General features: G+C 66.6%; 22 protein-coding genes and 2 pseudogenes. 15 read left to right on the plus strand and 9 right to left on the minus strand.

From position 1 onward, the window contains the following. Positions 1 to 72: 72 nt before the first annotated feature. Positions 73 to 276 carry a hypothetical protein gene (locus ACZ5TL_RS17580; protein WP_468590686.1) on the plus strand — a complete coding sequence of 68 codons (204 nt, stop codon included), beginning with the start codon at positions 73 to 75 and terminating at the stop codon, positions 274 to 276. A gap of 48 nt (positions 277 to 324) precedes the next feature. On the opposite strand, the gene ACZ5TL_RS17585 is transcribed toward ACZ5TL_RS17580, so the two are convergent. Continuing rightward, positions 325 to 3,582: a S41 family peptidase gene (locus ACZ5TL_RS17585; RefSeq protein WP_468590687.1), complete on the minus strand. Its 3,258-nt coding sequence runs from the start codon at positions 3,580 to 3,582 to the stop codon at positions 325 to 327. Positions 3,583 to 3,776: 194 nt separating this feature from the next. On the opposite strand from ACZ5TL_RS17585, the gene ACZ5TL_RS17590 reads away from it, so the two are divergent. Beyond that, a complete protein-coding gene (locus ACZ5TL_RS17590) occupies positions 3,777 to 4,379 on the plus strand; it encodes a TetR/AcrR family transcriptional regulator (protein WP_468590688.1) in 603 nt (200 codons plus the stop codon). A 95-nt stretch (positions 4,380 to 4,474) separates the two neighbouring features. Beyond that, positions 4,475 to 6,691 carry an MMPL family transporter gene (locus ACZ5TL_RS17595; RefSeq protein ID WP_468590689.1) on the plus strand — a complete coding sequence of 739 codons (2,217 nt, stop codon included), beginning with the start codon at positions 4,475 to 4,477 and terminating at the stop codon, positions 6,689 to 6,691. Between the two features lie 131 nt (positions 6,692 to 6,822). Here the strand turns inward: ACZ5TL_RS17595 and ACZ5TL_RS17600 are convergent, their stop codons facing one another. Continuing rightward, on the minus strand, positions 6,823 to 7,962 hold the full coding sequence (locus ACZ5TL_RS17600; RefSeq protein WP_468590690.1) for a glutathione-independent formaldehyde dehydrogenase: 1,140 nt from the start codon (positions 7,960 to 7,962) through the stop codon (positions 6,823 to 6,825). Between the two features lie 90 nt (positions 7,963 to 8,052). Here ACZ5TL_RS17600 and ACZ5TL_RS17605 point away from each other — a divergent pair, with 90 nt between their 5' ends. The 5 genes and pseudogenes from ACZ5TL_RS17605 to ACZ5TL_RS17625 all read left to right on the plus strand — a co-directional run bounded on the left by ACZ5TL_RS17605 (position 8,053) and on the right by ACZ5TL_RS17625 (position 10,824). Next, positions 8,053 to 8,238 carry a hypothetical protein gene (locus tag ACZ5TL_RS17605; protein ID WP_468590691.1) on the plus strand — a complete coding sequence of 62 codons (186 nt, stop codon included), beginning with the start codon at positions 8,053 to 8,055 and terminating at the stop codon, positions 8,236 to 8,238. Positions 8,239 to 8,281: 43 nt separating this feature from the next. Further along, positions 8,282 to 8,797, plus strand: coding sequence for a YbaK/EbsC family protein (locus tag ACZ5TL_RS17610; protein WP_468590692.1), 516 nt, complete (start codon positions 8,282 to 8,284; stop codon positions 8,795 to 8,797). After that, positions 8,794 to 9,021, plus strand: a pseudogene (locus tag ACZ5TL_RS17615) (EamA family transporter); the annotation flags it as partial. The gene ACZ5TL_RS17610 and the pseudogene ACZ5TL_RS17615, both read left to right, overlap by 4 nt. 357 nt (positions 9,022 to 9,378) lie before the next feature. Next, positions 9,379 to 9,963 (plus strand): DinB family protein, encoded by a 585-nt coding sequence (locus tag ACZ5TL_RS17620; RefSeq protein ID WP_468590693.1) that lies wholly within the window; start codon positions 9,379 to 9,381, stop codon positions 9,961 to 9,963. Between the two features lie 46 nt (positions 9,964 to 10,009). Next, a pseudogene (locus ACZ5TL_RS17625) lies at positions 10,010 to 10,824 on the plus strand (IS5 family transposase). 21 nt (positions 10,825 to 10,845) lie between these two features. On the opposite strand, the gene ACZ5TL_RS17630 reads toward ACZ5TL_RS17625, so the two are convergent. The 3 genes from ACZ5TL_RS17630 to ACZ5TL_RS17640 all read right to left on the minus strand — a co-directional run bounded on the left by ACZ5TL_RS17630 (position 10,846) and on the right by ACZ5TL_RS17640 (position 14,627). Then, positions 10,846 to 11,663, minus strand: a protein-coding gene (locus tag ACZ5TL_RS17630; protein ID WP_468590915.1) for an IS5 family transposase whose coding sequence is annotated in 2 segments (ribosomal slippage) — positions 10,846 to 11,201 and positions 11,201 to 11,663 — 819 coding nt in all. Because the reading frame shifts where the segments join, the coding sequence is not laid out codon by codon here. Positions 11,664 to 11,842: 179 nt separating this feature from the next. After that, entirely contained in the window at positions 11,843 to 13,480 is a 1,638-nt protein-coding gene (locus tag ACZ5TL_RS17635) for an ATP-binding protein (RefSeq protein WP_468590695.1), read from the minus strand. Between the two features lie 10 nt (positions 13,481 to 13,490). Continuing rightward, a complete protein-coding gene (locus tag ACZ5TL_RS17640) occupies positions 13,491 to 14,627 on the minus strand; it encodes a hypothetical protein (RefSeq protein WP_468590697.1) in 1,137 nt (378 codons plus the stop codon). 361 nt (positions 14,628 to 14,988) lie between these two features. On the opposite strand from ACZ5TL_RS17640, the gene ACZ5TL_RS17645 reads away from it, so the two are divergent. After that, complete coding sequence (locus tag ACZ5TL_RS17645; protein WP_468590699.1) at positions 14,989 to 15,903, plus strand: aminoglycoside phosphotransferase family protein; 915 nt, start codon at positions 14,989 to 14,991, stop codon at positions 15,901 to 15,903. A gap of 3 nt (positions 15,904 to 15,906) precedes the next feature. Here the strand turns inward: ACZ5TL_RS17645 and ACZ5TL_RS17650 are convergent, their stop codons facing one another. After that, positions 15,907 to 17,280 (minus strand): sporulation protein, encoded by a 1,374-nt coding sequence (locus ACZ5TL_RS17650; protein ID WP_468590701.1) that lies wholly within the window; start codon positions 17,278 to 17,280, stop codon positions 15,907 to 15,909. Between the two features lie 210 nt (positions 17,281 to 17,490). Between ACZ5TL_RS17650 and ACZ5TL_RS17655 the strand changes: the two genes are divergently transcribed. Together ACZ5TL_RS17655 and ACZ5TL_RS17660 are read left to right on the plus strand one after the other, a co-directional pair. Continuing rightward, positions 17,491 to 18,048: an ATP-binding protein gene (locus tag ACZ5TL_RS17655; protein WP_307175698.1), complete on the plus strand. Its 558-nt coding sequence runs from the start codon at positions 17,491 to 17,493 to the stop codon at positions 18,046 to 18,048. 331 nt (positions 18,049 to 18,379) lie between these two features. Continuing rightward, positions 18,380 to 18,679 carry a hypothetical protein gene (locus ACZ5TL_RS17660; protein WP_468590703.1) on the plus strand — a complete coding sequence of 100 codons (300 nt, stop codon included), beginning with the start codon at positions 18,380 to 18,382 and terminating at the stop codon, positions 18,677 to 18,679. Positions 18,680 to 19,089: 410 nt separating this feature from the next. On the opposite strand, the gene ACZ5TL_RS17665 is transcribed toward ACZ5TL_RS17660, so the two are convergent. Then, entirely contained in the window at positions 19,090 to 19,869 is a 780-nt protein-coding gene (locus ACZ5TL_RS17665) for a GntR family transcriptional regulator (protein ID WP_468590705.1), read from the minus strand. Positions 19,870 to 20,034: 165 nt separating this feature from the next. Here ACZ5TL_RS17665 and ACZ5TL_RS17670 point away from each other — a divergent pair, with 165 nt between their 5' ends. From ACZ5TL_RS17670 to ACZ5TL_RS17685, 4 genes are all read left to right on the plus strand, one after another. After that, complete coding sequence (locus ACZ5TL_RS17670) at positions 20,035 to 20,382, plus strand: SCO3933 family regulatory protein (RefSeq protein WP_468590707.1); 348 nt, start codon at positions 20,035 to 20,037, stop codon at positions 20,380 to 20,382. Then, the gene (locus ACZ5TL_RS17675; RefSeq protein WP_468590916.1) at positions 20,382 to 21,683 is read left to right on the plus strand and encodes an FtsK/SpoIIIE domain-containing protein; all 1,302 of its coding nucleotides are present in this window, start codon (positions 20,382 to 20,384) and stop codon (positions 21,681 to 21,683) included. The genes ACZ5TL_RS17670 and ACZ5TL_RS17675 overlap by 1 nt, the downstream gene beginning before the upstream one ends. Further along, positions 21,680 to 21,877 (plus strand): hypothetical protein, encoded by a 198-nt coding sequence (locus ACZ5TL_RS17680; protein ID WP_468590709.1) that lies wholly within the window; start codon positions 21,680 to 21,682, stop codon positions 21,875 to 21,877. Before ACZ5TL_RS17675 ends, ACZ5TL_RS17680 begins: the two co-directional genes overlap by 4 nt. A gap of 295 nt (positions 21,878 to 22,172) precedes the next feature. Beyond that, the gene (locus ACZ5TL_RS17685; RefSeq protein ID WP_468590917.1) at positions 22,173 to 23,522 is read left to right on the plus strand and encodes a replication initiator; all 1,350 of its coding nucleotides are present in this window, start codon (positions 22,173 to 22,175) and stop codon (positions 23,520 to 23,522) included. A 169-nt stretch (positions 23,523 to 23,691) separates the two neighbouring features. On the opposite strand, the gene ACZ5TL_RS17690 is transcribed toward ACZ5TL_RS17685, so the two are convergent. After that, positions 23,692 to 24,153 (minus strand): hypothetical protein, encoded by a 462-nt coding sequence (locus ACZ5TL_RS17690; protein ID WP_468590711.1) that lies wholly within the window; start codon positions 24,151 to 24,153, stop codon positions 23,692 to 23,694. Positions 24,154 to 24,242: 89 nt separating this feature from the next. After that, positions 24,243 to 25,691, minus strand: coding sequence for a recombinase family protein (locus ACZ5TL_RS17695; RefSeq protein ID WP_468590713.1), 1,449 nt, complete (start codon positions 25,689 to 25,691; stop codon positions 24,243 to 24,245). Positions 25,692 to 25,706: the final 15 nt, after the last annotated feature.

Below are 25,706 nucleotides of genomic sequence, written 5' to 3' on the forward strand. Positions count from 1 at the left end.
CATGCGGACGGTCACGGCCCGTGTGAATCTGAACGAGCCAGATCCCCTCACCCCCAACGGGAGTGAACCCACATGGGTATGAAGGACCAGTTCCAGGAGAAGTCCGAGCAGTGGCAGAACCAGGCCCGCGAGAAGGCGGACCAGGCTCGCGAGCAGGTGCAGGGCCGCGGCCGCCGGCGTGACGAGGACATGGACCCCTCGCAGCCGCAGCGCGATCGCGACCGCGAGCGTGAGCGCGAGCAGGAGGACCGCTTCGACCAGGACGACTACGCCTGACGTCGCGTGCTGAAAGGAAGGGGTGCCCCGCGCGGGGGCGCCCCTTCCTCACGTCCCGGGCCGGGTCCGCGGCGGCAGCTTCGGACGGGAGCGGTCCGGTACGTCGCCGTAGGCCGGCGGCGTCGCGGGCGGGTTGGTCTCCAGCAGCCCCAGGGCCAGCTCCACCGCGTCGGCCAGTTGGGCATGCCGTCCCTCGGCCCAGTCCAGCGGGGTGCGCAGGACGTCGACGTCGGGGGCGACGCCCTTGTTCTCCACCGACCAGCCGTACGCCTCGAACCAGGCCGCGTTCATCGGCACCGTGATCACCGTGCCGTCCCCCAGCTCGTGGCGGCCGGTCATGCCGACCACCCCGCCCCAGGTGCGCTGCCCCACCACCGGGCCCAGCTTCAGCAGCTTGAACGCGGCGGTGATCATGTCGCCGTCGGAGGAGGTCGCCTCGTCGGCCAGGGCCACCACCGGGCCCCTCGGCGCGTTCGCGGTGTACGAGACCGGCTGGGCGTCGCGGGTCAGGTCCCAGCCCAGGATCGTGCGGCTCAGCGTCTCGATGACCAGCTCGCTGATGTGTCCGCCCGCGTTGCCGCGCACGTCCACGATCAGTGCCGGGCGGGACACCTCCATGCGCAGGTCGCGGTTGAACTGAGCCCAGCCCGAACCGCCCATGTCCGGGATGTGCAGGTAACCGCACCGTCCCCCGCTCAACTCCCGCACCACCGCCCGGCGTTTGGCCACCCAGTCCTGGTAGCGCAACGGCCGTTCGTCGGTCAGCGGCACGACGGCGACCCGCCGGGGCGGGCCCGTGCCCTGCGCCGGGGAGAAGGTCAGCTCCACGGTCGTCCCGCCCGCGCCCGCCAGCAGCGGGTACGGGCCCGCGTCCGGATCCACCGGGCGGCCGTCGACATGGGTGAGGAGCGCGCCCTCCCGGATGCCCGTACCGGCCAGCGGTGAGCGGGCCCTGGAGTCGGAGGAGTCGCCGGCCAGGATCCGTTTGACCATCCAGCCGCCGTCCCGGCGGACGAAGTTGGCGCCCAGCAGGCCCTGCCGGCGCTGGTAGTGCGGCGGGCCCTCGTTGCGCCGGGCGGCGGTCACGTACGCGTGGGAGGTGCCCAGCTCGCCCAGCACCTCGCGCAGCAGGTCCGCGAACTCGTCCGGGGAGGCGACCCGTTCGACCAGCGGACGATACTGGTCCAGCACCCCCTCCCAGTCGATGCCGCACATGCCCGGCTCCCAGAAGTACGCCCGGATCAGCCGCCCGGCCTCCTCGTACGCCTGCCGCCACTGAGCCGCCGGGTCGACCACGTGCAGGATCCGGCGCGCGTCGATCCACACCGTCGAGTCGGAGTCGCCCGGCTCGGTCGCGGGCACCGCGCGCAGTTCGCCCTCGTCGACGATCACGAGCCGGCTTCCGTCGCCGCTGACCGCGAAGAAGTCCAGGTGCTGGGCGAGTTCGGACTTCCTGGCCTTGGTGATGCCGAAGTGCTCCAGGGTCGGCCGGCCGCTGGTGTCGTCCGGGTTGGCGAACGTCTCGCCCAGCGCGCCCGAGATCGGCCAGCGCAGCCACACCAGCCCGCCGCCCGCGACCGGGTGCAGCGCCGAGTACTTGGAGGCGGTCACCGGGAACGGCGTGACCCGGCTCTCCAGCCCCTCGGCCTCGACGGTCACGGCGCCGCCGTCGCCGTTCTCGTCGTCCTCCACCGGGTCCAGGCCCCCGGCGGCCGGGCGGCCCTCAGGGTTCAGCGCGAACGGGGAGGGCGTAGCGGAGGACAGCGGCGCGAGGTACGGGCGGCAGCCCAGCGGGAAGGACAGGTCGCCGGTGTGCACGTCGTAGACCGGGTCGAAGCCGCGCCAGGACAGGAAGGCGAGGTAGCGGCCGTCGCGTGTGAAGACCGGGTTCTCGTCCTCGAAGCGGCCGTCGGTGACGTCGACGACGAACCTGTCCCCGTCCGCCGTTCCGGCGAGCCGGGCCAGTTTGATGTGCCGCAGCGCCCGCCCGATGCCCGGGTGCGACCAGGTCAGCCAGGCCCCGTCCGGGGAGAAGGCGAGGTCCCGCACGGGCCCGTTGTCCGACCGGATCAGCTCGGTGACCGCGCCGTCGGACCCCTCCGCCACGTCGACGAGGAGCAGCCGGCCGTCGTGCGAGGCGACCGCCAGCCGCTCGCCCTCCGGGTCGGACACGAGCTCCCGTACCCGGCCCAGGGCCCCCGGGGCCAGCCGCCTCGGCCCGCGGACGCCGCTCGCCCGGGGCAGGAAGGCGATCTCGATCGCGTCCTCGCCCTCCGCGTCCGTCACGTACGCCACCCGCCCGCTCCCGCCGAGCATCTCCGGCATCCGCACCCGGACGCCCGGGGTGTCGGCGAGGGCGCGGGCCGGGCCGTCCCGGTGGGTGAGCCAGTACAGGCTGCCGCGTACGACGACCGCGCCGGCCCGGCCGGTCTCGTCGACCGAGATCCCGTCGACGTGCTGGGCCGCCGCCACCTGGTACGGACGCCGCCCGGTGCGCGGCCCGCCCAGCCGTACGTCCAGCCGGCGCGGCTCGGAGTCCGGGGACAGGTCGTCGACCAGCCACAGGTCGCCCGCGCACTGGTACACCACCCGGGTGCCGTCGCTGGCGGCGTGCCGGGCGTAGAAGGCGTCGTGGTCGGTGTGGCGGCGCAGGCCGGAGCCGTCGTAGGCGCAGGAGTAGAGGTTGCCGACGCCCTCGTGGTCGGAGAGGAAGGCGATCCGGCCGCCGACGAACATGGGGGAGTGCAGGTGGCCGTCCAGGCCTTCGAGTAGCCGTTCGCCGTGCAGCCACAGCCGGCCCGTGGCGCCGCCCCGGTAGCGCTTCCAGGAGGCCGGTTCGTGCGGTGGGGTGCCGGTGAGGAGGAGGGACTTGCGCTCCCCGTCCAGATCGGCGACCTGGATGTCCGCGACCGGGCCCCAGGGAAGTTTGCGGCCCGGGTGGCCGTCGGGGGAGACCTTGTAGGCCCAGGTGAAGTACGAGAAGGGCTCGCCGTGCGAGGCCACGGCCAGGATCTCGCCGTCCGGGGTCCAGCCGCAGACCCGGGTGTCGGCGCTGCCCCAGTGGCTCACCTGCCGGCCCGGGCCGCCGTCCACCGGGGCGAGATGGACCTCGGGCACCAGACTGCGCCAGCTCGTGTACGCGAGATGGCGGCCGTCGGGCGAGAAGCGGGGGTGTCCCACCTTGGTGCGGTCGACGGTGAGCCGCCAGGCACGGCCGGGGCCGTCGAGCGGGGCGAGCCAGAGGTCGTCCTCGGCCACGAAGCACAGCAGGTCGTCATGGAGATGCGGCAGACGCAGATAGGTCACGCTTTCATGCTTTGCCGGGGGACGGAGTGCGGCAAGTTCTGACAAACCGGCGGCCGTGTCACCTCGTGACGCAGCGCACGTACGAAACCGTTTCGTTTTCTTTGGAGGTGCGCTACCTTCGTGACGTACGAGACAGTGTCGTTCGAGCAGTGCCGTTCAGAACCAGTGCCGTTCAGAGCAGGAAGGTGAGAGAGATGGCTGAGGCTGCCACCGCGCGTCGCAGTCGGATCACCCCCGAGCGTGAGGCCGAGCTGTACGCGGCCGTGCTCGACCTGCTCCGCGAAGTCGGCTACGACGCCCTCACCATGGACGCCGTGGCCGCTCGCACCCGGTCCAGCAAGGCCACGCTCTACCGCCAGTGGGGCGGCAAGGCACAGCTGGTCGTCAAGGCCCTCCGGCACAACAAGCCGGTCAAGAACCTCGACGAGGTCGACACCGGGTCGCTGCGCGGCGACTTCCACGCCCTCATGGAGCGCGCGGACGACGCCGACCTGGAGCAGAGCGGCGCGCTGATGCGCGGGCTGGCCACGGCGCTGCACGCGAATCCCGACCTCCAGAGCGAGTTCCGGAGCCAGATCATCGAGCCGGAGATCGCGGACTCGCGCCGGGTGCTCCAGCGCGCGGTCGACCGGGGCGAGGTCCGCGCGGACTGCCCCGCCCTGGAGTTCGTGGTGCACATGATGCTGGGCGCCTTCGTCACCTGCTCGGTCCTCGACGACAGGCCGCCCACGTCGGCCTTCCTTGCCTCGTACATCGACGCCGTGGTCCTCCCCGCCCTCGGCGTACCCACCGAGTAGTCCCCGCTGCTAGCCCACACCTGACGTCTCCGCTCACGTCGTCGGGCTGATCACCCCTGCCCTGAAGACCCACGACTGACCGGGAGTACGCCCTCGTGGCCACATTCCTCTACAAGATCGGCCGGCTCTCGTTCCGGCGGCGGCACTTCGTCGCCCTGATATGGGTGGCCCTGCTGACCCTCGCCGGTGTCGGCGCGGCCGGCGCCCCCGCCGCGGGCAACAGCTCGTTCTCCATCCCCGGCACCGAGGCCCAGAAGGCCTTCGACCTGCTGGAACAGCGCTTCCCCGGCATGAGTGCCGACGGCGCCACCGCACGCGTCGTCTTCAAGGCGCCGGACGGCGAGAAGATGACCGACCCGGGCAACAAGGCGACGGTCCGCAAGACCGTGAAGGAGCTGGCCGACGGCTCCGAGGTCACCGGCGTCACCGACCCGTACCAGGTGAAGGCCGTCAGCAAGGACGGCACGATCGCGTACGCGCAGGTGTCGTACAAGGTCTCCGGCATGGAGCTGGACGACGCCGCGAAGGACGCCCTGCAGGACAGCGCGCGGGACGCGCGGGAGGCCGGGCTGACCGTCGAGATCGGCGGTGACGCGCTGCAGGCGGTGCCGCACACCGGCTCCAGCGAGATCATCGGCATCGCCGTCGCCGCGGTCGTCCTCGTCATCACCTTCGGTTCACTGGTCGCGGCCGGGCTGCCCCTGCTGACGGCGCTCGTCGGCGTGGGCATCGGCGTCTCCGCGATCACCGCCCTGGCCAGTGCTCTGGACCTGGGCACGACCACCTCCACCCTCGCGATGATGATCGGCCTCGCGGTCGGCATCGACTACGCGCTGTTCATCGTCTCCCGCTACCGCGCCGAACTGGCCGAGGGCCGCGACCGCGAGGAGGCGGCCGGCCGGGCCGCCGGCACGGCCGGCTCCGCGGTGGTCTTCGCCGGCCTGACCGTGGTGATCGCCCTCGTCGGGCTGGCCGTCGTCAACATCCCGATGCTGACGAAGATGGGTGTCGCCGCTGCCGGCACGGTGGCCATCGCGGTGCTGATCGCCCTGACCATGATCCCGGCGCTGCTCGGGTACGCGGGCCGCAGGGTGAAGCCGGCGGGGGAGAAGGGCAGGCTGCTCGGCCGGGCCAAGGCACAGGCCGAGCAGGACGAGCCGGCCAAGCCCAACCTGGGCACGCGCTGGGCGAGCTTCGTCGTCCGCCGCCCGGTCGCGGTCCTGCTGCTCGGCGTCGTCGGCCTCGGTGCGGCGGCCGTCCCGGCGGCGAGCCTGGAACTGGGCCTGCCGGACGACGGCTCCCAGCCCACCTCCACCACCCAGCGCCGCGCCTACGACCTCCTCTCCGAGGGCTTCGGGCCGGGCTTCAACGGCCCGCTGATGGTCGTCGTCGACGCGAAGGACAGCGACGACCCGAAGGCGGCCTTCGCCGAGACCGGAGACCGGATCAAGAGCCTGAAGAACGTCGTGACGGTCACGCCGCCGCAGCCCAACAAGGCCGGCGACACCGCGACCATCACCGTCATCCCCGGCTCCAAGCCGTCCTCCGTCACGACGGAGAACCTGGTGCACGGCATCCGGGACGCGGGCACGGACATCAAGGCGGGCACGGACGCGAACGTCCTGGTGACCGGCAGCACGGCGATGAACATCGACGTCAGCGAGAAGCTCAACGACGCGCTGGTGCCCTACCTGGTCCTGGTCGTCGGCCTGGCCTTCCTCCTGCTGATCGTGGTCTTCCGCTCCATCCTGGTCCCGCTGAAGGCGGCCCTCGGCTTCCTGCTGTCCGTGATGGCGGCCCTCGGCGCCGTCGTGGCGGTCTTCCAGTGGGGCTGGCTGTCGGACCTGATGGGCGTCGAGCAGACCGGACCGGTCATGTCGATGATGCCGATCTTCATGGTCGGCGTGGTCTTCGGCCTGGCGATGGACTACGAGGTGTTCCTCGTGACCCGGATGCGGGAGGCCTACGTCCACGGTGAGAAGCCCGCCCAGGCCGTGGTCACCGGGTTCCGGCACGGCGCCCGGGTCGTCACCGCCGCCGCGGTCATCATGATGGCCGTCTTCGCCGGCTTCATCGGCTCGTCCGAGTCGATGGTCAAGATGATCGGCTTCGGCCTGGCGATCGCGGTCCTCTTCGACGCGTTCATCGTCCGCATGGCCATCGTCCCGGCCGTCCTGGCACTCCTCGGCCGCACGGCCTGGTGGCTGCCGAAGTGGCTGGACCGGGCCCTGCCGAACGTGGACGTCGAGGGCGAGGGCCTGCGCACGGACACCGACCGCGGCGACGGCGACCGGGAGCTGCTCCGCGCCTGACACCGGCGAAAACCGGCCGGTGAGGACTCCGTGCGGACGGGGATCCTCACCGGCCTCTCTCCGCGTCCGTGCCGGACGCACGTCACACCAGGACGATCGGGGCCGCGAGCGGCCCCGGCGCCGTCCTTCACTCACTCGTGCGGATGAAGGACGACCTTGGTGTAGCCCTCGACGCGCTTGTCGAACTTCTCGTACGCCGACGGGGCCTGGTCGAGAGGCAGCTCGTGCGAGACGACGAAACTCGGCTTCGCGCGGCCCTCGATGATCATGTCCCGCAGCTGGCGGTTGTACCGCTTGACGTTGCACTGGCCGGTGCCCACGCGGAGCCCCTTCTCGAAGAGGCGCCCGACGGCGACCATCAGCATGCCGTGCTTGGCCTGGTCGTCCGGCCCGCCCGGGTCGCTCGGGACGTACAGGCCGGGCACACCGAGAGCACCCGTCGGCCGGACCGTCTCGACGAGCGAGTTCAGCACGATCGCCGGTTCCTCGCGGTCCTCGCCCTGGGCCTGGGCCTGGTAGCCGACGGCGTCGACACCCTTGTCCGTGCCCTGGCCGTCGGTGTGCTCCTTGATCTGCTCCGCCGGGTTGCCCTGGGTGAAGTCGACCGGCACGGCGCCGATCTCCTCCGCCTTCTGCAGCCGTTCCGCCACCCGGTCGACCACGAACACCTTGCTCGCGCCGCGCAGCATCGCGGAGTAGGCGGCCATGAGCCCGACCGGACCGCCGCCGTACACGGCGACGCTCTCACCCGGACGCACGTCGGCCAGTTCGTTGCCGTGGTAACCGGTCGGGAAGATGTCGGCGAGAAGGACGAAGTCGGTTTCCTTCTCGGTGCCCTCCGGGAGCTTGAGACAGTTGAAGTCGGCGTACGGAACGCGTACGTACTCCGCCTGCCCTCCGGTATAGGGGCCCATCGCGACATAACCGTAGGCACCGCCGGCGAAGCCCGGGTTCACGGTCAGGCAGAAGCCCGTGAACCCCGCCGTACAGTTCTTGCAGAAGCCGCAGGCCACGTTGAACGGCATGACCACCCGGTCGCCGCGGCTGAGCGAGGTGACTCCCTCTCCTGTCTCCTCGACGACGCCGAGGTTCTCGTGACCGAACACGATCCCCGGCTCCGCGGCGGTACGGCCCTCGTACATGTGCAGGTCCGAGCCGCAGATGGCCGTCGACGTGACCCGGACGATCACGTCGTTCGGATGCTGGATTCCAGGATCCTCCACTTCTTCTATCGCTACCTCGAAGGGCCCCTTGTATACGACAGCCCTCATCGTCAACCACCTCCATGTGTGCCCTGGCTCATATACCAGCGTGGTGCACGATGAGATGATTTGCACTCAGAGGAGAAAGGATCTACGACCTTGTCACGACGTATCGGCACCCTGCTCGTCGCGGTTCCCGGACTGTCCGGCCAGACCTATCCCGTGGGAACCCGGGTGGCCATCCGGGGCACCGGGGGATCCGTCGACGGCTTCGTCGACGGCGACTGGCTGCCCCTGGCGTGGTGGGAGTTCGCGGATGTCCCGGCGGAGGACGGCACCGTCTGAAACCGGCTCGCGTGCCCCGGACACGCACCGTTAGCGTGCCCGCATGACGACGACAGCCGCCACTGACGCCGGGAACTCCGGAGCACACCCCCGATTCGTCGAGGCCCTGCGCGAGGCCGGGCTCGGCGACCTCGTGAGCCGGGTCCGCCGGTTCCCGGAAGCCACCCGTACCGCAAGCGAGGCCGCCGCCGCGATCGGGTGCGAGCTGAGCCAGATCTGCAAGTCGCTGATCTTCGCCGTGGACTCCGTGCCCGTACTGGTGCTCATGGACGGGGCCTCGCGGGTCGACGTCGAGCGCGTGCGCGAGGAACTCGGGGCGGAGAAGGTCACCCGGGCCAGGGCGGACGTCGTGCGGGAGACCACCGGGTACGCCATCGGCGGTGTGCCGCCCTTCGGGCACCGGACCCGGACCCGTGTCCTCGCCGACCGGTCCCTGCTGGAGCACGACCTCGTCTGGGCCGCCGCGGGGACGCCGTACGCCGTGTTCCCCATGGCGCCGGAGGACCTCGTCAGCCAGGCCCGCGGCACCCTCGTGGACGTGCGCGAACGCACCTCGTGACACCGCTGGTCACCGCCGCCGTCCTGCTCGCCGCCGTCACCCACGCCAGCTGGAACGCCATCGCCCACAAGATCACCGACAAGCTGGCCGGCTTCGCGCTGATCTCGGGCGGAGGGATGGTGATCGGGCTGGCCCTGGCGCCGTTCGTGGCGTTTCCGGCGCCCGGAGCATGGCCGTATCTGCTCGGCGCCGCCCTGTCCGTCGCCGCCTACGCCCTTGTCCTGTGGGCCCAGACCAGGGCCGAACTCGCGCCCATCGCCGCCTTGCGCGAGTCCTCGGTCAAGCCTTGCTCAGGCAGCAATAGCCTTCTTGCTTAGCAGGTTTGATCACGCCAGATCGGCAGTCTGGATCAGGGATCACGCCTGTTGGGAGCAACCTCACCGTCTGCGATTTTCCCGACACGGCCGTGCACGGGGCGGGCTCTTGGCCGATGGTTTAGAGGTTGTCCCACGTGGCAAGTTTCGCGAGCTTCTTGCGGAAGCTCAGGGCAGTGGCCATGGCCAGGCTTCGACTCTTCCGGTCGTTGCGGTCCACGTAGGGGATCTTGAGGCCGCGAGTAGTCCATGGCAGGCTCATGCCGCATGATCGATGAATTCGCCAAGGACACCCTGCACGGGAGACTACGGCGGGACCGCAAGGCGCTGCTCTGGAAACTCGACGGCTTGTCCGAATACGACGCCCGCCGACCATTGACAGCGACCGGGACCAACCTCCTCGGCCTGGTCAAACACGTGGCCACCGTCGAGGCCAGGTACTTCGGCGAGGTCTTCGACCGCCCTTCGCCGGAACCGCTGCCTCGGTGGCAGGACCATGACGGCAGCGATCTCTGGGCGACTGCCGACGAGACCCGCGATCAGATCATCGAGTCCTACCGGCGCACGTGGGAACACTCAGACGCGACGATCAACGAGCTTCCCCTCGACACACCCGGCCACGTGCCGTGGTGGCCGGAGCCTTATTCCAACACGAACCTGTTCGCCATCCTGGTCCACGTCCTCGGCGAGACCAACCGGCATGCCGGGCACGCCGACATCCTGCGCGAAGACGTCGATGGCCGAACCGGGATGCGGCCCGAACACGAGATGCAGATCGATGAGGAAGCCCGCGACGCCTACTGCGCGAAGATCGAGCAGGCCGCCAGATCGGCCGCATCGGTCAAGGCATAGAAGGCTGTGCCACGTGACTTGATGTTCGAGCGGCATGATGCCGGCCGTGAGTGCTGATCTGTCGAAGCGTCTGGTTCCTGATGAGCTCTGGGAGCTGGTCGCCTCGTTACTGCCGACGTTCGCGGCTCGACCGCAAGTGGCGGGACCGCTCCGCGTGACGAGCGGGCCGTGTTCACCGCAGTGGTGTACGTGCTGACCAGCGGCGTGCCTGGCGTCATCTGCCGCCGACGTTCGACACGTCTCCGCCACCGCGCATCGTCGCTTTACGGTATGGACCGAGGCCGGCCTGTGGCGTCGGCTGCACCGGGCGGTGCTGGACGAACTCGGAGTCAGGGGCGAGGTGGACTGGACCTCGGCGATCGTCGACGCGGCCTCCGGTCGCGCCAGAAGAGGGGATCTCTGACGGGGCCGAACCCGGTCGATCGCGGCAAGAAGGGCAGCAAGCTGCACGTGCTGTCCGATGCCCAGGGAGTCCCGCTCGCCGTCGCCGTGTCAGGTGCGAACATGCACGACAGTCTCGCCCTCAAGCCGCTCATCCTCGGCATCCCTGCGGTCCGGTCCCGCCGGGGTCCACGGCGGCGCCGGCCCGTCAAACTCCGTGCGGACAAGGCGTACTTCTCCGCCGAACACCTCAGCTGGCCGCGCGAGCGTGGGCTCGTCGCGCGCATCGCGTGGCCAGGCATCGAGTCCGGCGAACGCCTTGGTCGGCACCGCTGGAAGATCGAGCACTCGATTGCTTGACTCTTCGGCTACCGCCGCCTGACCGTCCGATACGAACGAAAGGGCTCGCACTTCCTCGCCTTCCTCGGCCTGGCCGCTGCCCTGACCTGCTACAAGAAGCTCGCGAAACTTGCCACGTGAGACAACCTCTTAGGGGTCCTTTCAAAAAGCTGGGATCTTGCGGGCGAGGGTCATGCAGTGGGCGAGTTGGAGGAAGGCGTCATGCATGTCGTCGCGGGTCTCCCAGCGGGTCCGTAAGCGGCGCGGGCCGTGGAGCCAGGCGATGGCGGACTCGGCAACCCATCGCACCTTGCCCAGGCCCGAGCCATGGAGCTGACCGCGCCGGGCGATCTTCGGGACGATGCCGCGCTCGCGCAGACGGCGGCGGTACACGTCGTGGTCGTAACCGCGGTCGGCGTACAACATCCGGGGCTTGCGCCGGGGCCGGCCCCGCTTGCCCCGCACCGGCGGTACACCGTCAACCAGCGGCAGCAGCTGCGTGACGTCGTTGCGGTGCGGCCCGTCAACGACACCCGCAGCGGGGTGCCGTGCGCGTCGGTCAGCACGTGATGCTTCGAGCCCGACCGCGCACGGTCAACCGGACTCGGGCCGACTTTTGGGCTGCTTCGACCCCGCTTGGCCTGCACGTGCGAGGCATCAACGGTGACACGGGAGAAGTCCAGGCGGTCCGCCGCCCGCAGCCGGTCCAGCAGCACCCGCTGAAGTTCCTCCCACACCCCGGCCTCCTGCCACTCGGCCAGCCGCCGCCAGCAGGTAGGCCCGGAACCGAACCCCAACTCCTGCGGCAGATACTCCCACTGAATGCCGGTGTAGAGGACGAACAGCACACCCTGCAGCGTCTTGCGGTCATCGATCCGCTTGCGCCCCGGGTACCGGAACCGCCTCTCATGCTTCGGCAGCAGCGGCTCAATGACCGCCCACAACTCGTCGCTGACCTCCCACGGCTTTCGCCGAGCCATGATCACCCCCAAGCACGGGATCACGTCCATCTCCACCGTGCCACAAGAAGATCATTCTGCAAGGACCCCTTAGACGTTGTCAGGACAGTGCTGCGGCCGACGGTGCGGTCGTTGCTATCGGTCTGTGGCCTTGTGGAGGTTGAAACGCCCACCAAGAGCACGGAGCTCAACAGCTGGAGCTATTTTTCCCAATCCTCCAGCAGAGGACCAAAAAGCACATCATGCCAAGGGCGGATCCACTCCTGCATATAGCAGACATCACTGGAAGAGGGGGCCGGATTCGCTTCTTTCAACTTCACCACAGACGGCATGACGGCGGCATCACCCAACAATAGGGCTTCTCCCGATGACAGCATAGGTAGGGAATCGGTAAGTGGACCAAGCGAGTCAGGAATAAGCCTACGTACATAACGCTGATCTTCAGGGTTAGTCAGGCGCATAGCTAGAAAGTTGCTACACTGAGAAAAGATCGTCTCAGAAATCTCAGCAGGCCTTTGGCTTACAATGGCGGCCGTAATCCCATATTTCCGCCCCTCCTTCGCAATTCGTTCAATGGCGGCGCGCGAAGCGCTGAATCGCGAGAGTTCACTTCGAGGGGCGTACTTGTGAGCCTCCTCGTAAACGACCAAGATTGGCGTTTCCGCCTTCCCTTCCCTATGCGTCTTCTTGTAGTAGAAGGCGTAATCAAAGAGTAGGCGGGAGATCAGCGAGACACTGATACTGAGCACTTCAAATGGAACTCCGCTAAGATCAACGATCGTGACATTCGATGACTGATCTTTTCGATACCCAGTGAACTGTCGAAGCACCTCCTCAAGGGTTAGATCTTTCACCTTCTCCCCAAGTAGGAAGTCAAGTCGTCTATCCGTGTATTTGTTCTCCAGGCGGGTAAGGAAGTTAACCAGTTTCCCCTTTAGTGGCCCATTTACAGGCTTATTGTTGGCCCCCGGAACCATCTCCTCGTTCTGGGCTTGAATGTATTCGATCACCTCCCCGATGTCGAAAAAGAGAGGGGAGTCGTAATGAATTAGATCTCGCTTTTCATCCGGCCCACAGTAGTGCTTTCTGCGATTCTCTGTGATGCCGCGCTTCAGGGTTGCAACTTGATTGTGTGACTGCTCTTCGGCACTCTCGATGAACAGAGATTGCAACTCTTCAGAGTTGAGCAGCCAGTATGGAAGAGTAAGAGAATCAACACTCAGATAGTTGGCGTCAGGAAAGGCAGACAAGTACTCTGAATGGATGTCAAAGATGACGACGTGTGAGTTGTTGAGGGAGTAGTGATCAAGCTTGCGATCCCTGATCTCAGTTGCAGCCTGAATTACTCGCGCCATCGCATGTGACTTACCCGAACCCGTCGAGCCTACAACGGCGATATGCCTGTTGAAGAACTTGTCACCGTCGACGGGAACTGCTACCTTCTGATCTTGGGAGAGCTGCGCAAAGTGAAACCTGCGAATATCGTTTCCAAGCGCATCATAGATCTTCTGGATCTCGCTATGACTCGCAACCGTTACCTCCTTGGGAGGAATCGCGATCCCTCCGCCTCCGCGCTGGAAGTTGCCATCCTCGCCAATGAACCCAAGAGGAATAGCTTCAATTAGGTAGGCCTTCCTCATCTCCCCGTCGGGAGATTCCTCCCCTCTCACCTCAATTGAGTAGTTTTCGATGATGGCGATTAGCGATGTCTTCTCGTCGTCGTAGACACGCAGATAAGACCCGACCTCGACGGGTTCACCTTTACCTAAGTCCGCAATCTCATGGACTGCGATCTTGATTTTGTTTGGATAGACAGCTACCACTTCTGCGCCGGACACTGAATCTCCTTTACTTGAGTACTTTCGTTACATCCTGCGGACGTTCAACAAAGCGACGATAGACCCGGGCTCCGGCAGGGTCTTGAACCAGATTCGAGGGAGAAGAAATGAAGAAATCATAAATGTCGGCGAACTCTGTCATCTCTATGATGCCGGGAATGTTCTCCTCCCCAGAGATTTTAAGTTCGACTGGGCGGCCAATCTTCGGCGCAACGAGGTCACCTAGTCTCAGCTTGTCTCCGTTGAAGTACGTGCCATCGAATATTTTCACCTCGGCATCAATCAGTAGGCGCTTCACTTGGGTCAGGTCACCCACTCCCCGGAGTACCAAGTATGGAGAGAAGGCGTTGTGTCGCCTGTAGAACCTATTTCGCACAGCTACTGCGATATCTACAAGATCATGCGCATTAACGTAAGGTCTCGTTTCAACGACAAACAACCGTTCTCGCTTGGGCAAATTGATCCCGCGTTGCGTTACTTCCGACTTTAGTAGCCTTAGATATCGTTCATTGCCGAGGAGTCCCTGGTATGCGGAATGGAAGATTGATGAACGTGTAGAGTCAACGACTTCTCGAAGCTTGTCTCCCGAGACCTTACGCGCTTCAGGAGGGTTGTTGACTACCAGATCAAATAGGTACTTCTGAATAACGGCGTGACAAGCGACGGCCTCTGCTTCTGTCTGAAGACAATGTTCCTTCATCAAGAGCGTTACGACAGTCTTGAACTGCTCCTTATAGTCGACAGAGAAGCGGATGGTGAGACACTTGGAAAACTCCTCAAGCAGTTCGTCTGAAATTTCATCAGCGTCTTGTTTGGTGATTCTTCTTAGGTCATCGACAGCTAGCGTTAGCTCGCTTCCCGGCGCCTTATCCTGGAAGTAACAGTAGAGCAGGAAACGCTTCTCCCGGTTCAGGGAAAACTGTTTGATCATTTGCCTGACGGCATCAGAGATTGCAGCGTTAGAAAACTTCTGAGCGCGGTGCTTGACTTGGATGTATGAGTCTTCGACGCTAAGGTCCTGCTCTCCCTCTAGTTGGAATTCCCTGCCCGGATCGCCATAAATCTTGAGTAGGGAGGCATCAAACTGGAAGATAAAACCCTTTAGAGCGTTGTAGCCACCATCCCGCCGTCCTGCAATTTGTCCCATTTCGCGATCTAGCCTGCTCTATCAGTGATTTGAGAGCCCCATGAAGTCCAAGATGGAGTTGTTCCCCTATGGGGTAGGTGTGACAGGGTATCGGACTCGGTAACGGACCGCTGCGTCTTGTTCACATCTGGTCAGGGCTCGCAGCGGTCACATCTTCGCGCGCTGGCACCAGGCGGCTCTGCCCACAACGCCTCGAAGGCGTCATGGCTGTTGAAGTCGTCCGCTGACCGTTCTCCGAGCCGGCACTCGTCTTCTCCTCTGACTCCTCGGTACGGTCGTAGTCGTGTCCGGCGTGCGTTGGGTTGGTCACCCGTTGGCGTGGGCTGGTTGATCGTGCATAACTAGGGGAGCTGGTACGGGCATGACGGTTGACGCTGCTCGGTCGGAAGAGGGGTTCACGTCGGCAGCTGCAACGGGGGTGATGGTCGCCGCTTGCCAGGCTGCCGGGCTCGATGAGAGTGGCGCAGAGCTGATCCGGCTGGGTGAGAACGCGTTGTTCCGACTGGCCTCAGCGCCGGTGATCGTACGTGTGCCTCGTGGGCGGGAGTGGCTGGCAACAGCGAGTAAAGAGGTCGCCGTGTCACGGTGGCTGGAGGAGGAGGGCTTTCCCGCAGCTCGCATCATTGAAGATCTTGAGCAGCCCTTGGTCATCGACGGGCACCCTGTGACGTTCTGGCACCTGATCGCCGAGGGAGAGCGGAAGGCTACGTATGGGGAGCTTGGGACCATCCTCCGAGAACTGCACTCACTGAAGCTGCCGGAGGGGCTTGAGTTGCCCTCGTTCGATCCCTTCGACAAGCAACAGCGTCGTCTTGACCTGGCTGTGATCCCGGAGGGCGACAAGGTGTTCCTCCGGAAGCGGTGGCACGAGCTGCGGGACAAGTTCGACGAGCTGTGCTTCGAGTCGTCCAAGGGACCGGTCCACGGTGACGCGCACGTGCAGAACCTCATGGTCGACGATCAGGGGCACGTGATCCTGATCGACTTTGAGGCCTTCTGCTTTGATCGCCCTGAGTGGGATCTCATGGTCACGGCTGTTGAGCACCACAGCTTGGGGTGGCAGACCGATGAGCAGTATGGCGACTTCGTGCGCGCATACGGTCGTGACCTGTATGACTGGCCGGGATACGAGACGTTGCGGGGGCTGCAAGAGTTCGGCATGACGACGTGGCTCATGCAGAACGTGCAAGAAGACGAGCGGACGGCGGCCGAGTATCGTCGGCGCATGGCTGGCCTACGTGATGATGAGGCACCACGCGACTGGCGGCCTTGGTAACCGCTACTCGTCGTCGTCCAGGCGGGCGAGTGCCTCTCGCACCTGGTCATTGAACGCGGCGACGACGGGGTTCGCTGAGTGGGCGCTCACCTCAGCCTGGAAGTCGGTCACGTAGCGCTGGAAGCGGGTGGACTGGAGGGAATCACCGCCGTCGACTGCCAAGCTGGCGGTAGTGACGGCGGCCTCCAGTTCGCCGTTCAATAGCTGACTCTGCGCGAGCACCATCCGGCAGAACCCCAGGGTGCGAGCGTACTTCGGGTCGGTGGCGTTCACGGCGCGTTGAGCCTGCTCGATGGCCTCACGGCGCATCTTGAGGTCGCGGTAGCAGTGGCAGAGTTCGCCCATGAGCTCCGCGGAGTCGAAGTAGGCGAGCCATGCGGGGTCGTCGGCTGTGTCGGCGCGCTCGAAGTGGCGCTCTGCCTCGTTCATCGCGCGGCCGGCGGCGTTGCGGTCACCTGCGTTGGACAGCGCGCGGGCTTCCATCGCTGAGTAGTTCGCCATCGCGCGCGGGCTGGCCCGGCCTTTGGCTCCCTCGACGGCGGCGCGGGCGAGTTGGATCGCCTGGGTGTGGTGGCCGAGGTAGTTCGCCTGGTGGCTCAGGTTGCCGAGGATACGGGCGCCGAACATGCGGTCGTCGATGACCTGGGTCAGGCGGAGCGTGGACGTCAGGTAGCGGTAGGCGAGTCGGTGGTTTCCCGTGTCATACGCGGTCCACGCGAGTAACTGCGAGACCTCTGCGGCGGCACCGAATAGCGCGGTGCCCACCTTCTCGCTGTAACTGGCGTCCAGCAGGGGAAGAACCTCGTGCCGGAAGTAGTGGCGTAGAGCCTTGTGGCCGTGACCGCCGCCGTACTTGAAGTCGAGCTGCATGAACATGCCTGCGGCGTCCCTGATGGCGCGGACGTCGCGCATGCCGACTCTTTGGTGTGTGGGTCGATCGGCCTGGATGCCGTCAGGGCGCGCGATCATCCAGGACAGCACCGCTGCACTGAGATCACTGTCCTCGACGGTGAATCGGTCGGAGGAAGGGGCCTCGGAGCGCTCGTCGGCGAGACCGCACAGTGTGGACAGTGCGTCGGGCAACGTGCTTGGGTAGCCGATCGGCCGAGGGGCGGCCGGCCGCGCGAGATCGAAGAAGCCGAGGTCACCGGACGAGATGCGGCGCCCCAGTTTGGCGCTCAGTACGTCAGCCATGATGGCCGCTGTCTGCGGCTGGATACCCGCGCCCTCGCGCCAACGCTTCACGGAGACGTGTGTGGTCCCGAGGGTGATGCCGCGTTGTTCAGCGGCGTCCTGCATTCGCTTCGCCAAGCCCTTGTTCGAGACCTTCGCCTCGTCCATGACGGCGATCAACTGGGCGTTCGGCTCTCGGCTCATGCTCCCCTGCCAACCCGAGAATGACGGCGAGTGTTCATCGTGTCACAGCATTCTCGCGTCGGGGGGTTCATTGGTGAACCCCCCTTGCGTTTGCCGGTGTTCACGTGAACCCCCTGGTGAACGCTCCCGGTGACGTCCCGTGCGTCGTGTACTGGCTTTCCGGAAAGCAAGCGGTGCCATGAGGGCCGTAGAGGTTCGGAAGGGGACGTCATGGATGCGGGGAAGGCCATGCACCTGGCGAGTGAGTTGGATGCATACGCGCACTGGTTCGTGGCACCGAAGCCGTCCTCGGGCGGGCACTTTCTAACGCTGACGCTGTTCGCCGAGTGCGGTAACACGGCGCGCATCGCACGGGACACGACGTCCGTGTTCCTGCGCGGCGTTGTTGCGGAGGAACTCATCTACGACGCTCGGCTGGCTGTGTCCGAACTGGTCGGGAACGTCGTGAACCACGCGGTGCCGGATCGAGGCAAGGCGCATCCCGGCGGCTGTCGACGCATTGACGTGGCGTTCAAGCTGTACCCGAAGTGGCTCTTCATCGGCGTCACGGATGAGGACTCGACGCCCCCGCTCCTGCCCATGGGCGACGTGTACTCGCCCGAGCTGATGGCGGACATCTCGGAAGCGGTCCTGCCCGACAGTGGACGCGGGTTGCTGATTGCTCAGCGGGTGGCAACGGCGGTCTGGTGGACGCCTGGCGAGCGGGGCGGAAAGACGGTCTGGTGCCGCTTCGACCTGGACGGCCGGGAACTGAGCGAACCGTCCTGATGATCTCCGGGCCCCTGCCTCCTCGTTACTCCCACGCGATCGGGAGTCGGTGGGGGCCCGGAACCCCGGCCGGAGCTGACCTCTCCGGCCAATGGGGCGCGGCCCTGGTGCATACGGGACCCCGCAGGATCCCCTGACCCCGAGCACGGGGCCGCGCTTCACAACCTCATACCGAGACCGGACCACCCCCGCGCCTGGCAGCAACCGGGGTGGTCCGGGAGGGGACACAGCGTTCCCCGGTGCCCGATGGTACCGGGGTCGTTGTGCTGCTCATACGCCCCGGGCCACGAAGAGTTGACGATCCGTTACCTGTACGGATGGGAGTGGCCAAGTGACTGGCGCGGGTGAGGACTGGCTGCGTGACGGCCTGGACGACATCGCGGACGTGGAGCCCAGCATGTGGGCGCGCGGCGTCGACTACATCGCAGGGTGGCGTGAGGCGCGCGCTGCCGCAGACCGGTTGAACAGGGCCCTTCTGGGAGTCGGGTTCGAGTTGTCCGGTGTGCGTGCGGTGGCCTCGACCGACGGGGCTGGGCGGGGCGTCGTCCGGCTGGCGGGGCGGCCGATCGAGGTGGAGGAGCTGGCCGGTCTTCTGGAGACGCTTGCGACCACTGACGGCGGCGTGGGATGAACGGCGTTTTCGCTGATGAGCGGCGCGGGTGGGCACGTCGTCGGCTGGAGAGACTTTGGGCGGGAGCTGCCATGGGGCGAGTGAACAGGGGGCCCTACGCTCGCCCGGCGAATCGGGCAGGTACTGGTCCTGCCCGCGTTTGTGCCCGATGGGCCCCCTGTTCTTCGAGGCTCGCCCCATGGTGGCTGCCTAAAGTCTCGGAGGCCGGCGACCCCCAGCCCGGTGGGCTCCGGCCCTCGGCGACCGGTCGAGGCGCGAACTCCTCGGGCGCGGTGCGGTGCGGGGCGCCGGGCGACCGGACGGGACCGGCGGTCACGCCGCATGCCCGGCCGGGGCGGCCGGGCGCCCCGGCGCGCCGCAGGCGCGCCCTTGAGGAAGTGAAGGTGGTTTCGACCGATCATCGGTGCCGCTCAGGCCTGACGGCGTTTGGCGGGCTGCTTGGCGGCGGTGATTCGGTAGGCGGCTTCCGCGCGGTCGGCTCCGATGCGGAGTTCTTCGAGGATCAGGGCGCGGTCGGCGCTGCCGTGGGTGACGCGGGTCAGGTGCAGGATCGGGGTCGCGTCGGGGAGCTGGAGCGTAGCGCGCTCGTCGGGCAGCGGCATACGGGCGCGTACGGCTTCCGACCACCACAGCGTGTGTCCGGCGTTGGTGAGCTCCTCATAGACCGCTGTCGGGCGCTGGCCCGGTTCTTCCGCGAGTGCGGGCACGGTCTCGGCGACCTCGAAGGGGATCAGCGTGCGGTGCATCGCGCGTGTACCGGTGGTGGCATCGGCAAAAAGCCTGTCGCAGCCGAACAGTTCCTCTTCTTCGCCCAGGTTGAGCAGTCGGCCGGTGGCCTTCGTGGTGCGGGTGCGGTAGACGCTCGGTTCCTCGGCCTCGTCCCAGGCGTCGCCGTTGGGCATGACGAACTGCCCGTTCGGGGCGCGGTTGATGCGGCGTTCGAGCGTGAGTGTTGGCTGTCCGTCGGAGCGTACGAAGCTGCCCTTGCCGTGCCGGACGTCGATCAGTCCTTCGGCGCGCAGTGCCGCGATGGCGTTGCGGACGGTGGGGCGGGAGACGCCGTAGCGGGCCATGAGCTGGGCTTCGGACGGCAACAGGGACTCGGGGGCGAACTCTCCCGCCAGGATCGCTTCCCGGATGGCTGCGGCCACCTGTTGGTAGAGGGCTCCGGGGCGCTGGATCTCCGTCATCTCGGCATCTCCGGTTCCGGGTCGTAGGCACGTCGCACGCGCGACATCACTCGTCAGCATAAGTAGTTGCATCCTCGCCGTACAGCACTCCATAGTCGAAACTCGTAAGGACAAGTGACGTCAGCACATCGCTGGCGCTCTGACAGGCCAAGGAGGCCACAGAACATGCAGTCCATTCCCGTGGACACGACGCGGCTCGGCGTACTGCGCTGTGCTATCGCGCCAGAAGCCAAGCTCAGCAACCCCGAGACACAGGAGGTGAAGAAGGACCGGGACGGCAATCCGGTCTACACCGTGGCCGTGACGGTGCGACAGGACCGACGGCGGATCTCCGTCATCGAGATCGCCGTGACCGGTGAACCCAAGGGCATCGAGGAAGGCCAGATCGTCAAGGTCACCGGGCTGACCGCGTTCGTGTGGTCGATGGGCGAACGGCACGGAGTCAGCTTCCGTGCCGACGCGATCACCCCCATACCTGGCACGGCGGCGCACGCCAAGGGCGGTGCGGCGTGATGCGGCCGGTCCTGCTCGCCTTCGCCCTGGCGGCGCTGGCCTGGGTGCTCGTTGTGGGGGACCTTGTGCGCCGGCATCGTCCGGCCTGGCACTGGTACCTCGTCGGCTACCCGGTTGCAGCCTTCCGAGTGGTCGTCACCTGGCGCAAGGTGGCCATGCTGAACGACCTCGCCGTCTCCCGGCGTCCGTCTCGCGGCCTGCTCGGCGACCTGATGGTCAAGGGTGATCCGCTGCGGCCGGTAGCTCCGCGGTTCTCCTTTCCTCGCGCCACGCGTATGGGCCTGACTGTGATCGTGCGCCTGCACGCAGGTCAGACACCGGCGACCTACCTGAAGGCTGCCGACGCGTTCGTTCATGCGTGGAAGGTCCACGCGGTGCGGGTGACCTCGCCCGAACGCGGGCTCGTGCTCCTGACGGCAACAGCAACGGATCCACTGGAGCGGCCTGGCTTAGCCTCCGCCCCGGCCGAACTCCTCTCCGCGCTCATCGGCGTGATGGAGAGCGGCGGTGCCTGGGTGATGAACCTGCGGCTCGTACCGCACTGGCTCATTGCCGGGGCCACCCGGTCCGGCAAGTCGACGCTCCTTGCCCGGCTGATCACCCAACTCGCTCCGCAACGTGTCGCCCTCGTCGGCATCGACTGCAAGGGAGGTATGGAACTTGGGCTGTTCGCCGGACGTCTGAGCGCGCTGGCGACCTGCCGCCGGGAAGCGGTCGCCGTCCTCTCCGCGCTCGTGAGCGACATGCAGGACCGGATGAGTGTCTGCCGGTCGGCCGGCGTGCGCTCGATCTGGGAGCTGCCCGGCAAGTTGAGGCCAATCCCGGTCGTCGTCCTGGTCGACGAGATCGCTGAGCTGTACCTGTCCGACGGCACCCGCGAGAGCAAGGCGGAAGCGGAACAGTGCTCGACGCTGCTGCTGCGGTTGGCGCAGCTGGGTGCCGCGCTCGGTCTGCACCTGGTCGTCGCGGGACAGCGGGTCGGCTCCGACCTCGGGCCCGGTGTCACCGCGCTGAGGGCCCAGCTCGGCGGCCGTATCTGCCACCGAGTGAACGACCCCGGCACGGCAGAGATGACCTTGGGCGACCTCAACAAGGACGCCGTGGCCGTCGCTCAGGCGATCACGGCGGAAGAACGGGGCGTGGCTGTGTGCACCGGTCCGGACGGTGGCTGGAGCCGCGCCCGCTCACACCTGACCGCTACGGATGAGGCCGTGGCGACGGCCCGGAAGTACTCCGGCATGACCCCGGAACTCCCTGCCATTGACCGCGCCCTTGCGGTGCTGGAAGGAGACGGCAAGTGATCAGCGAAGGTACGGCGTTCACGTTCGCGGTGGTCTTCGGGATCATCACCGTCCTCCTCGTCCGCTCCCGCGACGTACGCGCCTGGGAAGCGGTCTGCGTCGGCCTCTTCGGTCTCTACCTCGGTCAGACGCCGGTGATCTATACGGTCCACGGCCTCGTCACGTGGCTGATCAACAGCTTCTCCCACACCTGAGCAGGAAGGACACACCATGCCCATGCCTCGCGTGAGGTGCCCTCACTGCAAGGGCGACGGAGCCCGCAGGACCTGGACGGGACGGCAGCGACGCTGCCGCGTCTGCCGGGGCACCGGAACCATCCGCTGACCCCTCCCAACGCCCTCCTACGCGGAAGCGAGTGATCCCCATGACCGACAACGCACCACCACCCGCCATCAGTGCTGCTTCGGCGGCCCACTTCGGAAGGTCACCACCATCACCCCGCAACTCACTCCGGCTGACCGGCGCGCCGCCCTAGACCGCGCGGCGCGCCTGCGTCAGCTCTCCGAAGCAGATCGCGATGCCATCCGCATCGCGCAAGACCCGAAATTTTCGCGCTGGCTGGAGCAGGTCACCGGCACAGGTGGCTGCGCTCACCCCGTCCATCTCTCCGGCTCCACCACCGTTCTCGACGGGACGACCGGCGAGATCCTCCGCCGCTACGACACCCGCAACGAACCCGGCGAACGCCTCCTCATCCGCTGCCGCAACCGGCGTGCAAGCGTCTGCCCGGCCTGCTCCCGCCTCCACGCGGGCGACACCTTCCACCTCGTCCGCGCCGGGCTCCTGGGTGGCAAGAACGTTCCCGCCACAGTCCGCACCCGGCCCCGGCTCTTCATCACCCTGACTGCGCCGTCCTTCGGGCCGGTGCATCGAGCGGGGGAGTTGTGCCGTCCTCGTCGCGGTGGCGGGACCTGCGAGCACGGTCGTCCGCTCGGCTGCGGCACCGTTCACGCCCCAGACGCATCGATCGTGGGCCAACCTCTCTGCCCGGACTGCTACGACTACGCCGGGCATGTGCTGTGGCACGCTCACGCATCCAAGCTGTGGGACAGGTTCGTCATCGACGTTCGGCGGCGCCTGGCTTCTTCGGCCGGCCTGGTGCAGTCACGGTTCGCCCACCACGCTCGGTTGTCCTTCGCGCGTGTCGCCGAGTACCAGAAGCGGGCGGCCGTCCATGTGCACGCCGTAGTCCGCCTCGACGGTCCCGACGGACCGGCCGATGAACCCCCGGCTTGGGGCACCACCGATCGGCTCATGGATGCGGTGCGCGCCTCGGCTGGCCGGGTTCTGGTCCACACCCCGTACAGCCCGGCCGTAGGTGAGTTGGTGCTGCGCTGGGGTGCCCAGATCGATGCCCGCTCTCTGCGGACTGGTGACGACGGGCCTGACGACGATGCTGTGGCTGCGTACGTTGCGAAGTACGTCACCAAGGGAGCGGACGAGACAGGCGCCGGCATTGACCGCAGGGTTGTCGCTCGGGACGACATCGACGTGGCCCCTGTGACGCCTCATGTCCGCACCCTCATGCACACGTGCTGGCGTCTCGGCGGCCTCCCCGAGTACGCGCCCCTGCATCTGCGCACCTGGGTCCACACGCTCGGCTACCGGGGCCACATCCTGACGAAGTCCCGTGCCTACTCGACCACCTACGCCGCACTCCGCGCCGAACGTGCTCAGCACGTAGGAGACCTTGACGTCCCCGAGACGATCACGGATGCCCGCTGGCGCTATGTCGGATCTGGTCATAGCCCCGGTGCCGCACTGCTGGCTGCTGGAGTCGCCGATGACATCGCCACGAATCGTGAGATTGCCCGTGAAGAGCGTGAGGTGCTGCGGTGAAAAGACGTCGCAGCGAGCGGTGGCTTCAGGCCGTTGAGCGCCAGGCGGCCAAGTTCCCCACCCGCGTGGGGCCGAAGAGCGCTGCGCGCCTCGCGCGGCTCCTCAGTCCTGCGTCGAGGGATTCCTGGTAAGTAGCGCGGGATAGGTCCGCTGACGCATCGTCGGCGACTCAGGACCCGCACTGGTTCGTGAGGAGATATAGCGCCATCTCCGTATCGTCCTCGTCCGCACGGCCCCCTCCTATCTGATCTCCGACCTCGTAGATGCCTTCCTTCCGCAGGAGTTCGCACGTTGCCTCCTGCATCTCAACATCCATGCCGTCCCACGCGATGTCCCAAGCGACTGTGTTTCTAAGCTTCGTGAGGCTGTCGTCTTCATGGTCATCGAGGACCTGGACCACGAGCCCGGCGTATTCGACGGGCGTGAGACTTGCGCACTCCGGGTCGACGGATATATCCCTTGGCACACCAGACACATAGATCCGGTCCAGACGTTTGAGGCAGTCGTCCCGGCCGTATACGGGTGAAGCCTTGGCTGCCGATTCGGAATCGGATCCCACTTTCGTGCCGTCGGTGCTGCACGCGGTCAGCGTGGCGACGGCCATGACTGTGGCAGCGATGATGCGCTTCATCGAGTCTCCCCCCAGAACGATATGCAGGGGGATCGTAACGTTTGGCAAGCCCGGCCCGTGAGTCACCTGATTACCGCTGCCCGGGCCCGTCAGCCTAGAGGATTTGGCTTGATGTCCACCCGGTCCGTATCGAACCCCCTGCCCTTCCTCGTCGGGGGATGGACGAACACAGCGGCGAACAGGAACCGGTAGATCGCGTTCATCCGTGCGTAGTCCTCCGCCTTCTCCAGCCTCTCCCAGTTCGCCTCTGCGTCCGGACCGGCGATGCCCTCCAGGACGGCCACGGGGCGCTTCACCGTCTTGCGCTGCCGTTCCTTCATCCGCTTGACGATCGGTGCACGCATGGCCTGGAAGTCGGCTGTGCCGAAGTCGTCGTCGTTGAGCCACAGCTCTTTCAGCTCTCGCAGCTTCGCGCGGTCCTTCTCGTCCGCGATGACGTCGGCCTCGGGGCGTGTGGTCGTGGCGGGCTCGTAGCCGGACGTGTCCAGCTTCGTCAGTACCTTGATCGCCACGTCCCGTACGAACTCCTCAAGCGGCCCGGCCGAGATGGAGCGGTTGCACTTCTGCTGGTCGGTGTTGTCGGAGCGGGTGCACCGGTAGTAGGCGTACCGGCCGCTGTTCGTGCCGCCCATACGCGCGCCGCACATGCAGGTGGCGACTCCGCGCAGGAGGTAGTTCCGAATGGGCCGCTTCTTCGTGTCCTGGTGCTGCTGGGCGCGGTACTCCCGGAGCCGCTGCACCTCGTCCCACTGCCCGCGGTCGATGATGGCGGGCCACGTACCGACGGCCACTTCCTCGCCCAGGTGGAACCGCAGCCCGGCCACGAAGTGGGACGCCAGCAGATGTCGAACGTTCTCGGGGTTCCACGCCTTGCCCTTCGACGTGGGGATGCCCCGGGCGACGAGATCTTGAGCTATGGCGTGCGGCGACTCCCCGTCCAGGTAGCGGCGGTACACCTCGCGGACGATCTCCGCCTCCTCCTCGACGATCGTGCGGCCGTCTCCGGTGTAGCCGTAGGGCCGGTTCCCCACGTGGGGCCGGCCTTCGCGGGCATGGTCCTTCAGGGCGTCCTTGAGGCGGCGGGACGTGTCGTCGGAGGAGCGGCACGCGTGGGCGACCTCGATGCGGAGGATGAAGCGGTCATCGGGGTCAGAGAGGTCGCGGCGGTTCGCCTCGCCGTGGAGCAGGACGCGCTTGTCGTCGGCGATGGAGAGCAGCTCTTCGAGATCCTTCGGCTGCCGCATGAGGCGGTCGGGGTGGTAGACGATGACGTGCCGGATCTCTCCGTCCCCCATCGCCCTCAGCATCGCTTCCCAACCGGGGCGCTTGCGGTCGCGCTGCCAGGCGGAGCGGTTGTTGTCGATGTAGACGTGTGTCGGCTCGACGCGGAGCTGGAGGCGTTCGGCGATGTCCCGGCAGATGCGTTCCTGCCGGTCGACGCCGGTCTGGTCCTCGTCCCTGGTATGGGAGATGCGGCAGTAGATCGCTGCGGGCTCGCCCGGTGTGACGGCGGCCCTTCCTAACTTGGGTCGGGTCATGCCAATCACTGTATG

Source organism: Streptomyces sp. NPDC033136, from assembly GCF_055578235.1.

Excerpts from the sequence above, each read along its gene's own strand:
- ACZ5TL_RS17580 (WP_468590686.1), top strand. The coding sequence starts at position 73 with ATGGGTATGAAGGACCAGTTCCAGGAGAAGTCCGAGCAGTGGCAGAAC.
- ACZ5TL_RS17590 (WP_468590688.1), top strand. The coding sequence starts at position 3,777 with ATGGCTGAGGCTGCCACCGCGCGTCGCAGTCGGATCACCCCCGAGCGT.
- ACZ5TL_RS17600 (WP_468590690.1), bottom strand. The coding sequence starts at position 7,962 with ATGAGGGCTGTCGTATACAAGGGGCCCTTCGAGGTAGCGATAGAAGAA.
- ACZ5TL_RS17610 (WP_468590692.1), top strand. The coding sequence starts at position 8,282 with ATGACGACGACAGCCGCCACTGACGCCGGGAACTCCGGAGCACACCCC.
- ACZ5TL_RS17620 (WP_468590693.1), top strand. The coding sequence starts at position 9,379 with ATGATCGATGAATTCGCCAAGGACACCCTGCACGGGAGACTACGGCGG.
- ACZ5TL_RS17640 (WP_468590697.1), bottom strand. The coding sequence starts at position 14,627 with ATGGGACAAATTGCAGGACGGCGGGATGGTGGCTACAACGCTCTAAAG.
- ACZ5TL_RS17645 (WP_468590699.1), top strand. The coding sequence starts at position 14,989 with ATGACGGTTGACGCTGCTCGGTCGGAAGAGGGGTTCACGTCGGCAGCT.
- ACZ5TL_RS17650 (WP_468590701.1), bottom strand. The coding sequence starts at position 17,280 with ATGAGCCGAGAGCCGAACGCCCAGTTGATCGCCGTCATGGACGAGGCG.
- ACZ5TL_RS17655 (WP_307175698.1), top strand. The coding sequence starts at position 17,491 with ATGGATGCGGGGAAGGCCATGCACCTGGCGAGTGAGTTGGATGCATAC.
- ACZ5TL_RS17665 (WP_468590705.1), bottom strand. The coding sequence starts at position 19,869 with ATGACGGAGATCCAGCGCCCCGGAGCCCTCTACCAACAGGTGGCCGCA.
- ACZ5TL_RS17670 (WP_468590707.1), top strand. The coding sequence starts at position 20,035 with ATGCAGTCCATTCCCGTGGACACGACGCGGCTCGGCGTACTGCGCTGT.
- ACZ5TL_RS17675 (WP_468590916.1), top strand. The coding sequence starts at position 20,382 with ATGCGGCCGGTCCTGCTCGCCTTCGCCCTGGCGGCGCTGGCCTGGGTG.
- ACZ5TL_RS17690 (WP_468590711.1), bottom strand. The coding sequence starts at position 24,153 with ATGAAGCGCATCATCGCTGCCACAGTCATGGCCGTCGCCACGCTGACC.
- ACZ5TL_RS17695 (WP_468590713.1), bottom strand. The coding sequence starts at position 25,691 with ATGACCCGACCCAAGTTAGGAAGGGCCGCCGTCACACCGGGCGAGCCC.